Origin of the sequence: Vibrio sp. 10N.222.49.C9 (assembly GCF_041474985.1) — a bacterium.
GTDB classification, from domain to species: Bacteria; Pseudomonadota; Gammaproteobacteria; order Enterobacterales; family Vibrionaceae; genus Vibrio; species Vibrio crassostreae_C.
This window is the reverse complement of record NZ_JBFRVD010000006.1, coordinates 1-11,785: the sequence shown is the minus strand read 5'-3', so window position 1 is coordinate 11,785 and position 11,785 is coordinate 1. Positions and strand designations below refer to the sequence as shown.

Below are 11,785 nucleotides of genomic sequence, written 5' to 3'. Positions count from 1 at the left end.
TTAATTTTCCGGATTGGTATGAAGCGAGGTTGAAACGAAGCAGTAATGACAATAAACAATATTGCGATCAATACAAACAAAAAGAGCCACATAACAGTGGCTCTTTTCAATCACCAACCGTAATTACTTACGACGGTTTTTAATTCGCTTCATCATAGTCAAACGACGTTCAGCGCTTGCTTGATCTTGTGGCTCTTCGTTCGCGTTGTTCTTACGACCCTGACGGTTTTTGTAAGCCGATTTAGTGTTCAGCTTCTCGATGTAAGCATCACGTTTCTTCGGTTCATAACCCGGTTGTTCAACACGACGAATGCGCTGTTGAATCAGTTTTTCAACTTGAACGACAGTCAGCTCTTCTTCGCGGTTAACGAAAGAGACAGCGTGACCTTGCTTACCTGCACGACCTGTACGGCCAATACGGTGAACATAGTCTTCTGCTAGGAAAGGCATGTCGTAGTTAATTACGTGTGGTAAGTCTTCGATATCAAGACCACGAGCCGCAACGTCGGTTGCTACCATTACACGCGCTTTACCTTCTTTAAAATCGTCTAGAGCACGACGACGAGCACTTTGCGCTTTATCACCGTGACACAGTACTGCTTTAATGCCGTCTAGCTTAAGCTCTTTAACTACATCGTTCGCTGTTTCTTTGTAGTTAACAAAAACAAGCACTTGGCGCCAGTTTTTACGACCAATCAGCTCAGAAAGCAGTTCTGTTTTACGCTCTTGATCCACTGGGTAAACCACGTGGCCGACAGTAGCAGCCGTTGAGTTTTCGCGCTCAACACTAATACGTTTTGGTTTACGCAGAATATCAACAGACAGTTGGTTTAACTGAGTAGAAGTCGTTGCAGAGAACATCATGATTTGCGGTGATGTTTCTACATCCAACATGATCTTACGAACGGCATTGATAAAGCCCATATCAAGGATACGGTCAGCTTCATCAAATACTAGAAATTCTAGGTTAGCAATAGACACGTTACCCGCTTCTAAGTGCTCTTCTAAACGGCCAGGTGTTGCAACCAAAATATCCACACCCAGTTCTAGTTGACGAACTTGTGAAGACATCTTGTTACCACCGTAAACCGCAGAAACACTTAGATCTGTGTATTTAACGTAGTCTTTAATGTTTTGAGCGATCTGCGCAGCAAGCTCACGAGTTGGAGCAAGAATAAGGCCGCGAGCCGTTCCTCTAGACGCCTTTTTACCGCTGTTCAAAAGGTGTTGGATAACAGGCAATGAAAATGCCGCTGTTTTACCCGTACCGGTTTGAGCAGTAGCAAAAATATCATGGCCTTTACGAGCCATTGGAATCGCTTTTTGTTGAATTGGAGTGAGTTTTTCATAACCACACTCAGTCAACGCTTTGACTAATTCAGGAGCAAAACCTTGAGAGGAAAATGACATTGTTACGGGTTCCTTAAGCAGACAGCCTACATTCTTATTTCAGCCGAGCACTATAAAGTAATTAGAGTGATTTATCTCACATTTATCGTGATATAACGCAAACTTTCTCATTTAATCTGGTGTTTATCCCGCCTTCAACGAGGTAAACACCAAGATCCTTGGTTCAAACAGCAAAAACAGGGCTATTTGATGCCACACAGCTTGAGTAGAATCTGCTCGAGATCGCCCCATGGCATGAGCTGCGAGTCGATCACTTCCAGTCGAGATTCAAAGCCATCAAGCGTAATTTCGTTCACAGACACGACTTGATTCGCCACATTGAATGCGTAGCAACCTTGGTCGGTGTTCACGACAGCTTTTACACGCTCGGCCGTTAGATCTGACAACATAGAGAATAGCGCATCGAAGTCGAACTTATGCTCTGCGCCAAACAACCAACCACAACTGAAATAGCCCTGTCCTTTATTCTCTTTACGGATGAAAGCTTCACCAGGAGGAAGTTGGAATTGAGGCTCTTGTTCAGCGTGATCGTGATGATGCGCTTCAATATGAGATGAAGCACTGCCGTATACTCTTTCAATGTCTAACACTTCCAATGGCACTTCACCATCGTGAATTAGCTTATGAAAGACTTTTACTGGCGTTTGATCCGTCACCCAATCATTGAACACATCGATGTCTTCAGAATGAACAAGGTCAACCTTAGTACCAAGAATCACATCTGCACTATTTAGTTGATCATTAAAATTCTGATTCGAGGTGTACTTTTCATTAGACAGATTTCGTGGGTCAACCAAACCAAGCGTCGCTTTTAAATCGACATATGGTGTGTACTGATCAGAAGTCAGTGTCGCTATAACCTGTTTAGGGTGACCAAGCCCTGTCGGCTCAATCAATAAACGGTCTGGCTTTTGGCGAAGTAAGGCATTAATACCCACTGACATAGGCACGCCCGCAGTACAGCACATGCATCCACCCGGCACTTCTTTAATCAAAGCGCCTTGATCTGTCATCAATGCACCGTCAATGCCGATTTCCCCGAATTCATTAACCAGAACAGCCCAGTTTTCATTCTCAGGTTTATTTTTTAGCAGGTTCAAGATGGCTGTCGTTTTACCAACACCCAAGAAACCCGTAATGATGTTTGTAGGAACTTTTTTAGTCATATCAGTTCTCCTTTTTAAGGGAGTATATACTCAATCACCAAAAAGTTGACCCCAATCGATTGTTTACACTGAGATTCGTTAATAGAGGTTGGCGCGAAAATAATCAGAAGAGATAAAGCAGTAGAAGCGGAATGAGGAAATGGGATGCTCCAGACGAACTAAAGGCGTACTTACTCAGTACGCCTCACCCTCGTTACTCAATCGTGAGTTCGCGAATCAGGAAGCCTTAAATATCGACCTGAACATTTAACGAGGAACTAAAACTTTGTTTCTGAATCCATCCAAATTGTGTGTAAAACCTCACTTCTCCTTGCGGTTCGTTATGTTGCTTTACAATTTAACTATGGTTCATTTTTGGGGATATTCAAGCCACCACCAGAGAATCGATCAAAATTGTGACGGCGATTCCACAATTGCCCATAGATTCCATTTATGTAACACGTACATTCCATAAATGAAATTCAACTTTTCATCTTTGCTGCTATAGGATATGCAGAGGACGCGTATAATTTATGACAACCCCGCCTTAACCCATTCAGGAGCCTTATCTCAATGACCAGAAGAGAGAAAATTAAGCAATCCTTATTAGCCAAAATGCCAAGGGATGCTATTAATCAATTTCTCTCAAGAGATAAGACACCCGCTTCCGTTCTCTTTCTTTCTTGTATTGTAGGTGTACTTGCTGGCGTAGTGGGTACCTATTTCGAAGTCGCGGTTCATTTCATCACAGAAACTCGTACCGATTGGCTTAAAGATGAAATCGGTAGCTATTTACCCCTTTGGTTGGCCGCTTTCCTTATTAGTGCTGCATTTGCCTTTATTGGTTACTTCCTCGTTCACCGCTTTGCTCCAGAGGCTGCAGGCTCAGGCATCCCCGAAATTGAAGGTGCGATGGACGGTATGCGCCCTGTTCGGTGGTGGAGAGTATTGCCAGTAAAATTCTTTGGCGGTATGGGCGCATTAGGCTCTGGTATGGTTTTAGGTCGAGAAGGACCAACCGTTCAAATGGGCGGCAGTATTGGTCGCATGGTCACAGATATCTTTCGAGTCAAAGACGATGACACTCGCCACTCACTGTTGGCTTCAGGTGCCGCTGGTGGCTTAGCCGCCGCATTTAACGCACCACTGGCAGGAATCATGTTTGTGGTTGAGGAGATGAGACCACAGTTTCGCTACTCACTCATATCAATCAAAGCTGTCATCATCTCAGCAGTTTCAGCCAACATTGTATTTCGTTCTATCAATGGCCAATCTGCCGTTATCACAATGCCTCAGTACCAGCCGCCTGAACTCGACGCACTTTGGTTGTTCTTGCTGTTAGGTGTGTTGTTCGGTCTGTTCGGTGTAATTTTCAATAAGCTGATCACGCTTTCCCAAGACCTGTTTGTGGCGATACATAAGAATGACCGTAAACGCTACTTGATGACAGGTACCCTACTTGGTGGTTGCTTTGGCTTGTTGCTGCTCTATATACCTGAATTAACTGGTGGTGGTATTGGTATCATCCCGAACATCACGAATGGCAGCTACAGCGCCAATGTGTTGTTGCTGATTTTCTTAGGCCGAGTCCTCACAACCCTGCTTTGTTTCGGCTCTGGTGCGCCAGGCGGTATCTTTGCACCAATGCTTGCGCTAGGAACACTCTTTGGTTATGCGTTCGGGCTTATCGCAGCGGCATTCTTCCCTGAACTGAATATTGAACCGGGTATGTTTGCCATTGCTGGCATGGGAGCCTTATTTGCTGCCACTGTTCGAGCGCCTATCACTGGCATACTGTTGGTTATTGAAATGACCAATAACTACTACCTGATCCTGCCGTTGATCATCACCTGCTTAGGTGCGGTAATCATTGCTCAAATGTTGGGTGGGCAGCCAATTTACAGTCAACTGCTTAATCGTACGCTGAAAAACGAAAAACTAAGACAACAAGATCTCCCTCAACAAGAGAAAGTATGTTAATTACAAATGACTCATGAAACAAAAGCACACATTCAACGTGCTTAATCTCCCGATTCCGTATCAAAATCAAAAAAGCAAACGTTAAACTTGGTATCATCCACTCAAAATTAGTTGAGTGCCCTCAAAATCTATTGATGAAAGGCCTACACACTCTAACTAAAGCAAATATTCTAAAAGTCTTTAATTAACTAAGTCGGAGTAAGTCGTTGAACTGGAGAAGATTAACCCAAGTAAAAAATGTGCCGCCATCTCAGGCGTCTTTAGCACTTGGCGTTATTGGGTTAGGACAAGCTTGGGCGTTATATATCCCGGGCATTGGTGAGATAATTCGTCCCTACCTCGCTGCATTCGGCGCGCTATTATTGCTGCCTGTTTTACTGCGCTATTTAACGAGCTTTAATACCTTCCTTAATGACATTCGCCACCCGTTAAGTGGAAGCTTGATGGCACCAATGAGCATGGCTTTACTGATTCTGTGCGACTATTTAGCCGAGATATCGCCAGCTATCGCCTACCCAGTTTGGTTCTGCGCGCTATTGCTGCACTTTACCATGATGGTGTTGTTCTTTAGTTTTCAGATCATCAACTTCAAAATGTCGAACATTGTACCGAGTTGGTTTCTGTATCCGGTCGGTTTGATCAGCAGTTCCTTAGCTGGCACACAGTTCGGGCACACCGTATTTTCAGAAACACTTGCGGTCACTTGTATTGGTATCTATTTCCTTATGTTGCCAGTGGTGTTATACCGCTTGGTGTTCGAAGGCAATCTTCCTCGCCGAGCAAGACCAACACTCGCTATCATGGCAGCTCCGGTTAACTTGTCTTTAGCCGCTTACTTGGTTAACTTCGACAACCCAGACCCGATTCTAACAGGTGCATTGGCGGGCATTGCCATCACCATGACTTTGTTGATTTACTTGTGTTACATCCGCCTGATGCGTTTGAAGTTCCAACCTTCGATTGCTGCCGTCACCTTCCCATCTGTGATCAGCGCTATTGCCATGCATCGTCTAACTACATTTTTCGGCGCGGAATACCCACAATGGTATTGGCTACACAAGTTTGGTTTCTTTGAGCTAACCATCGCCACCATTCTAGTGATTTGGGTTGCCGGTGGTTACGTAAAAATGTACTGGCCTGAGTTTTTCGATTCCGACTACATGTCCAAGAAGATGAAACGTTCTTAGATAGAAGCGAAAAGATCTTAGCTGAACCATCGTGTTCTGCAGTAGTCGATGATGTCAGACAAAACCAACCAAACCCAAAAAGGCCTCACACTGTGAGGCCTTTGAATAGGCAAGGTATTAATAGTTCAGGCGAGTGTTACTAGAAATGCCGAGACCTATTAGAAGTTAGCGTGAGGGCCGAATACTTCGTAGTGAACGCGTGAACGGTCAACTTTCATTGCATCTAGCTGCTCTACGATGTTCTTCATGAAACCAACAGGGCCACAGATGTAGAAATCGCTCTCTTCAAAGCCTTTAGTATCAGAGATAGACGCTAGATCCATTTGACCTTGATGCGTGTTTTCACATGCAGATTCATCTTTGTTCATGTACCACGTTTTCGCTTCCCAACCTTTGTCGGCAACAATATCTTTAACACGAGTCGTGAAAGAGTGTTGGCCTACGTTCTCACAAGCGTGAAGGTAAAGTACTGGCTCGTTTTTATCTTCCGTGTTTAGGAACTCAAGCATAGACTGCATTGGCGTTACACCAACACCTGCAGAGATAAGTGTTACTGGCTTGCTGCGCTCTTGATACATGAAGTCACCCGCTGGTGCGTATAGGCTAACCTCATCACCAACAGCAACCGTATCGTGTAGGTGGTTAGATACAACACCTTGTGTCTCTTGGCCTTGTCCTTCACGTTTAACAGAAATACGGTATTGCTTGCCGTTTGGCTTATCAGACAGTGAGTATTGACGAATCTCGCTGTATTGAGAGCCTTCTGGTTTCACTTCGATACCGATGTATTGACCTGGTGTGTAATCCAGAACTTCACCGCCGTCTTTTGGCTGAAGGATAAAACTTGTTACTAGCGCTGACTCTTCGATTTTGTCTGCAATCACAAACGCACGCGCTGCTTCCCAACCACCAACAGCTTGCTTACGCTGTAGGTAAAGTTCAGCTTCACGATCGATGAATACTTGCGCCAAGAATAGGTAAGCGGCTGTCCATGCTTCTTCCACTTCTGGAGTAAAGGCGTCAGCAGCTAGTTCACGTAATGTCTCAATCAGGTGCAAACCAACAATTTGGTAGTGCTCTGGTTGAATGTTAAAGCTTGTGTGTTTCTGAGCAATACGTTCAACGGCAGTTGTTAACGCTGCTAGATTTTCAATGTTCTTTGCATATGCCGCGATAGCTTCAAACAGTGCTACGCCTTGGCGACCTGTTCTTTGGTGAGTCATATTGAAGATATCTTTCAACTCAGGGTTATGCGTGAACATACGTTGATAAAAATGCTGAGTTAAAGCTGGGCCTGCGCTCTCAAGTAGAGGAATAGTAGATTTGATGATTTCGATATGTGCATTGTTAAGCATGAATTTACTCCGAACACTGAGCCTTATGACCTATATGTCATTTTGACTACTAAAAATTAAGAATGACTTATCGATTTTCTGAAACCTTAGTTATTTTTAGAAACTGAGTTATTTTGACTCGTTTTCATTTCAAAAAATCGCGAAACCTGATTAATGCAACCTGATTGATTGAGATCAAGAATAGTCTGTTTAATCAGCGCTATAATTGGGCTTCTCTGTATCTTCTGCACAATCAGTGCCAACTTTATCAATCCCCGTCATTACTGGTTTTCTTCTCAAAACTCATCTTATAAAAATGTCAAAAAGACCTTTTTTTTAAGTCAATAAGACTCTATTATGTAGATAAACACACACAGTTAGAGTTTTTTATGCAAGATATCTCCGCATCTACCCTCATGGAAATGACCATTGGCCTCGCAAGTGGTGTCAACGATCAAGATCGTTTCAATCGCCTGATCGATGCCATTCGCAAAACCATAACGTGTGATTGTGTCGCGCTTTTAAGCCTTCAAGGCGACACGCTAGTACCTATCGCAATGCAAGGGCTCAGCCGAGATACGTTCGGTCGTCGCTTTATCATTTCAGAACACCCACGGTTTGAAGAGATCTGCGCGTCTCGCTCTCCTGTTCGTTTCGATGCTGACAGCTCCTTACCCGATCCTTTCGATGGTTTGCTTATTGACCATGATGGCGATTTACCAATGCATGCTTGTATGGGCTTGCCTTTGCTATTTGGCGATAAGCTCTTAGGTATTCTGACTCTAGACAGCTTGAAACCTGATGTCTTCGCGAATATTCCGGCGCGTAACCTTGAAGTACTGGCAGCTATTGCAGCCTCAACCATGCAGATGGCACTGACCTTCTCGCAACTTGAGCATCAAGCAAAACAGTCAAAGCAATTACTCGAAGAATTGAACGTAGAAGCGTGGGAACGTGACGGCGGTGAGTTGATTGGTAACAGTGACACCATGGTCGCGCTTAAGAACGACATCGCTGTTGTAGCTCCATCTGAGTTTAATATCTTGATTCATGGTGACACCGGGGTTGGTAAAGAGCTTGTGGCTCGCACCCTGCACCACCAATCTCAACGTAAACGTAACCCACTCGTCTACGTAAACTGTGCTGCAATTTCTGAAAACTTAGTAGAGAGTGAACTGTTTGGTCACGTTCGTGGCGCGTTCACTGGCGCAGACAAAAACCGCTTAGGTAAATTTGCTTTAGCCGATGGTGGCACACTGTTCCTTGATGAGATTGGTGAATTGCCTTTGGCCGCTCAAAGTAAGCTCCTACGTGCGCTGCAAAACAACGAAATCCAACCGGTTGGCCAAGACAACATTCAAACCATTGATGTGCGAGTATTGGCAGCGACAAACCGAGATCTAAAACAAGAAGTTGAAGACGGTCGATTCAGAGCCGATTTGTACCACCGATTGAGTGTGTATCCTATCGCGGTGCCAGCACTGAAAGATCGTGGTGACGACATCAGCCTATTAGCGGGTTTCTTCTTAGAACAAGCGCGTCGTAAGCTTGGTATCAACCAAGTTAAGTTCCGCTCCGACGTTCTTTCTTTCCTAAACCGTTATGGTTGGCCGGGTAACGTGCGTGAACTTGAGCATGTGATCAGTCGTTCCGCATTGAAAGCGTTAGCGCGCAGCACCAATAAAAACCTGGTGACAATCACCAAGGAAGATTGTGGTCCTCTAGACCAAGATCAGCCAATTGCGACGACTCAGGTGAAAAACACACCATTATCGACACCAACGATCGACCTTTCTGCAGGGCTACGTGGTGCAACGGACGATTTTCAACGCAGTATCATTACTGAGGTGTTGGAAGATGCCAACTTTAACTGGGCACAAGCAGGGCGAGTTCTGAAAACAGACCGAGCAAATCTGACTCGACTGTCTAAGCGTTTAGGGCTAAATGTGGCTAAGTCTCATACGATCGAACGGACAAAATAGATATTAGCGGTTTGTTGCGAGCATCTGACAAAACTTGTGTATATAATGCTGCAAATTGTAACGCTAATTTTAAATATGTAGAGAGAGTTATGAAGTTTATCCGTTGGTTCTTAGGTCGTGTCATCTTGTTATTGAATTTTGTTTTCAGCCCACGTGGTGTGAAGCGTTCTCAAGAAGAACAAAGCAAAGTAAATGAGCAAGCAAAAACGCACACGTTATACCAATTCGAAGCGTGCCCATTTTGTGTGAAAGTGCGCCGCGCGATGAAACGTCAGTCGGTTCAATTTGAACTTCGTGATGCAAAAAACAACGAGCAACACCGTGCTGAGCTTGAAGCTGGCGGCGGTCGTGTGAAAGTGCCTTGTCTACGTATCGAAAAAGACGGTAAAACTGAGTGGATGTACGAATCTTCAGATATCGTGACTTACTTAGAAAAGCAGTTTGCATAAGCAATAAAGCAACAAAAGTCAGATACAAAAAATCCCTCGAATGTGAGGGATTTTTTATGTCTGTTATTTGGCGTTAATCGCTTCAAATTGGGCGCGAAATTTCAAACGACTACTTCGTGACAATCAGCATCAATTCAACACGGCGGTTACACGCCTTGCCTTGCGCAGAAGCGTTCGTACAAGCTGGAACATACTCACCGAAGCCACGAGTATAGATGGAACGACTTGATACGTAGTTACTCTCTAATCGAGCCTTCACTTCTTTTGCTCGCTGCTCTGAAAGCGGATCATTGATTCGATCTGTGCCCGTGTTATCGGTGTGCCCTTCAATCACCACATCAATATCTTGGCGTTGAGCAAGGTAGCTGCCTAGCGTATCTAGCCATTGATTATACGCTGGCTCAGGGAATGCTGAACCTGTTTTAAAGTTCACGTGCTGCTCAAGCTTTACCATCACATGGTTACCCGGCAACACTTCAAAATCGATGCGGTTTTGTCTTAAAAAGACTTCCAGTGGGTCGTTAGTCGAAACGCCACGTCCGTAGTTGGTCGTGATGGTTCTGTGTTGATGAGTGCTACTCTGGATAGAGTACCCACGATTGCTTGCTACATGAGTCGTTTGAACCACACCCCATTCAGGATGCATCAAGTCGTAATCGGTTTGTGGTGCAGTCTCTAGCATGTCACCGCCAAGTAAGTCAGTTGGTGACGTGGCTTCACACCCAGCCAAAGCTATGCTTAACATTATCGCTAAATATCTCATTACTTCACCAACCACTCATGCAGATAAACCATTCACTAATGTCTATATCGGCACCGAGGGAAAAACTTTAGACGAAAAGAAAGCAGAACCCAAAAAAGTGCTGTTGATCACAGTTAACCGTCTACTAGCTTGTGTTCAGCCGCTAGTTCGAACTGTTTGCATTTATTTACCTTATAATTGTTTTCCAATTCGTACTAAATAGTTAGAATCTCACGACTTCTCAACGCTAGAGCAAACATTATGTTTAAACCATTTACTAAATTCATCACAGCACTCGCTGCCGTACTCATTATCGCGGGTTGTAGTGAAACAGACGAGCCACAAAAAGGCGTTCAATACGAAGCGCTTCCTACTGCTCTAACAGAATTTAACTTGTCTCCGATCACTGAAATCTTCTCTCTTAACTGTGGTCACTGCCGTCAAATGGAAAGTGCCATTCCAGAGATTGAATCTCTAACAGACCAAACTATTGGCAAGATGCACGTGACGTTCAACGAAAGCGCTCAAATCAGCGCAATGATCTACTACACAGCAGTGATGCAGCTTGATGCGACGCCTGACCACGCATTCATGGACGACCTATTTGGTGCCGTTCAAATGGGTGCAGATGCAACACCTGAGCAGCGTCAACAAGCACTAGAGACAGCGTTTACTTCTCGTGGTTTGGTTAGCCCATACCAGCTGAATAAAGAACAGCAAGTCGCTCTTTTCGACTACGTTAAGCAAGCAGAAGAGATCTCAGTAAAAGGTCAGATCAACTCAGTACCAACCTTTATCATCAACGGTAAATACCAAGTACTAACAGCAGGTCACCAAGACGTTGCTGGCATTGCAAAAACGATCAACTACCTTTTGACTCAACCATAATCACGGCTTTAGTCAACTGATTAACACATTTTGTATTAACTACGAAATTCAGCACTCAATATAAATAGGTTTTACTATGTCTAAATTTGTCATCCCGGTCATTGTCTTTCTTTTGGCGGGTTTCATGATTTACCGTACTTGGACGAATCATAAGTCTGGCGGAGAAAACTTCGAACAAGGCCAACAATTTCTAATTGAAAACGGCACTAAAGAAGGCGTGATTACGACTGAAAGCGGTCTTCAATACCTTGTTCTTGAAGAAGGTACAGGCACAGAGCACCCAACTAAGAACAGCAAAGTAACGGTTCACTACCACGGTACGCTAATCGACGGCACTGTTTTCGACAGCTCTGTTGAGCGCGGCGAGCCAATCTCATTTGCTCTTAAGCAAGTAATTAAAGGCTGGCAAGAAGGTTTGACTTACATGGTTGAAGGCCAAAAAGTTCGTCTATTTATTCCAAGCACTCTAGCTTACGGTAAAGGCGGTTCAGGCCCTATCCCACCATCATCGACTCTGATTTTTGATGTAGAACTCATCTCTATCAAATAATCGAAGTTACTGATTTAAGCCCCAACATACGCGCTATGTCGGGGCTTTTTTATATCTGAACATTTGAAGCCTCTTTAGATATTGAGCTATTTAGCTATTTATACCAATCCGGAAAATT

The 11,785-nt window shown here is 44.2% G+C and carries 10 protein-coding genes; 6 read left to right on the top strand and 4 right to left on the bottom strand.

Features of this window, described 5'->3' with window-relative positions; all coding sequences use genetic code 11:
* Positions 1 to 123: 123 nt before the first annotated feature.
* Together AB4585_RS01735 and AB4585_RS01730 are read right to left on the bottom strand one after the other, a co-directional pair.
* The gene (locus AB4585_RS01735) at positions 124 to 1,410 is read right to left on the bottom strand and encodes a DEAD/DEAH box helicase (RefSeq protein ID WP_017062632.1); all 1,287 of its coding nucleotides are present in this window, start codon (positions 1,408 to 1,410) and stop codon (positions 124 to 126) included.
* Positions 1,411 to 1,592: 182 nt separating this feature from the next.
* Complete coding sequence (locus AB4585_RS01730) at positions 1,593 to 2,576, bottom strand: GTP-binding protein (protein ID WP_372169273.1); 984 nt, start codon at positions 2,574 to 2,576, stop codon at positions 1,593 to 1,595.
* 552 nt (positions 2,577 to 3,128) lie between these two features.
* Here AB4585_RS01730 and clcA point away from each other — a divergent pair.
* Positions 3,129 to 4,535: a H(+)/Cl(-) exchange transporter ClcA gene (gene clcA / locus AB4585_RS01725; protein WP_372150349.1), complete on the top strand. Its 1,407-nt coding sequence runs from the start codon at positions 3,129 to 3,131 to the stop codon at positions 4,533 to 4,535.
* 239 nt (positions 4,536 to 4,774) lie between these two features.
* Entirely contained in the window at positions 4,775 to 5,722 is a 948-nt protein-coding gene (locus AB4585_RS01720; RefSeq protein WP_017062635.1) for a TDT family transporter, read from the top strand.
* A 158-nt stretch (positions 5,723 to 5,880) separates the two neighbouring features.
* Here the strand turns inward: AB4585_RS01720 and hmpA are convergent, their stop codons facing one another.
* Entirely contained in the window at positions 5,881 to 7,077 is a 1,197-nt protein-coding gene (gene hmpA / locus AB4585_RS01715) for an NO-inducible flavohemoprotein (RefSeq protein ID WP_017062636.1), read from the bottom strand.
* Between the two features lie 368 nt (positions 7,078 to 7,445).
* Between hmpA and norR the strand changes: the two genes are divergently transcribed.
* Positions 7,446 to 9,038 carry a nitric oxide reductase transcriptional regulator NorR gene (gene norR, locus AB4585_RS01710; RefSeq protein WP_017062637.1) on the top strand — a complete coding sequence of 531 codons (1,593 nt, stop codon included), beginning with the start codon at positions 7,446 to 7,448 and terminating at the stop codon, positions 9,036 to 9,038.
* Positions 9,039 to 9,127: 89 nt separating this feature from the next.
* Entirely contained in the window at positions 9,128 to 9,487 is a 360-nt protein-coding gene (locus AB4585_RS01705; protein WP_017062638.1) for a glutaredoxin, read from the top strand.
* Between the two features lie 109 nt (positions 9,488 to 9,596).
* Here AB4585_RS01705 and AB4585_RS01700 read toward each other — a convergent pair whose 3' ends face one another.
* Positions 9,597 to 10,232: an OmpA family protein gene (locus AB4585_RS01700; protein ID WP_029235219.1), complete on the bottom strand. Its 636-nt coding sequence runs from the start codon at positions 10,230 to 10,232 to the stop codon at positions 9,597 to 9,599.
* A 258-nt stretch (positions 10,233 to 10,490) separates the two neighbouring features.
* On the opposite strand from AB4585_RS01700, the gene AB4585_RS01695 reads away from it, so the two are divergent.
* The gene (locus tag AB4585_RS01695; protein ID WP_017062641.1) at positions 10,491 to 11,117 is read left to right on the top strand and encodes a thioredoxin domain-containing protein; all 627 of its coding nucleotides are present in this window, start codon (positions 10,491 to 10,493) and stop codon (positions 11,115 to 11,117) included.
* Between the two features lie 76 nt (positions 11,118 to 11,193).
* Positions 11,194 to 11,667: an FKBP-type peptidyl-prolyl cis-trans isomerase gene (locus tag AB4585_RS01690; RefSeq protein ID WP_017062642.1), complete on the top strand. Its 474-nt coding sequence runs from the start codon at positions 11,194 to 11,196 to the stop codon at positions 11,665 to 11,667.
* Positions 11,668 to 11,785 lie beyond the last annotated feature (118 nt).

Bases quoted from the DNA above. Each gene is read 5' to 3' on its own strand.
- AB4585_RS01695 (WP_017062641.1), top strand. From the start codon at position 10,491: ATGTTTAAACCATTTACTAAATTCATCACAGCACTCGCTGCCGTACTC.
- AB4585_RS01700 (WP_029235219.1), bottom strand. From the start codon at position 10,232: ATGTTAAGCATAGCTTTGGCTGGGTGTGAAGCCACGTCACCAACTGAC.
- AB4585_RS01735 (WP_017062632.1), bottom strand. From the start codon at position 1,410: ATGTCATTTTCCTCTCAAGGTTTTGCTCCTGAATTAGTCAAAGCGTTG.
- AB4585_RS01705 (WP_017062638.1), top strand. From the start codon at position 9,128: ATGAAGTTTATCCGTTGGTTCTTAGGTCGTGTCATCTTGTTATTGAAT.
- clcA (WP_372150349.1), top strand. From the start codon at position 3,129: ATGACCAGAAGAGAGAAAATTAAGCAATCCTTATTAGCCAAAATGCCA.
- hmpA (WP_017062636.1), bottom strand. From the start codon at position 7,077: ATGCTTAACAATGCACATATCGAAATCATCAAATCTACTATTCCTCTA.
- AB4585_RS01730 (WP_372169273.1), bottom strand. From the start codon at position 2,576: ATGACTAAAAAAGTTCCTACAAACATCATTACGGGTTTCTTGGGTGTT.
- AB4585_RS01690 (WP_017062642.1), top strand. From the start codon at position 11,194: ATGTCTAAATTTGTCATCCCGGTCATTGTCTTTCTTTTGGCGGGTTTC.
- norR (WP_017062637.1), top strand. From the start codon at position 7,446: ATGCAAGATATCTCCGCATCTACCCTCATGGAAATGACCATTGGCCTC.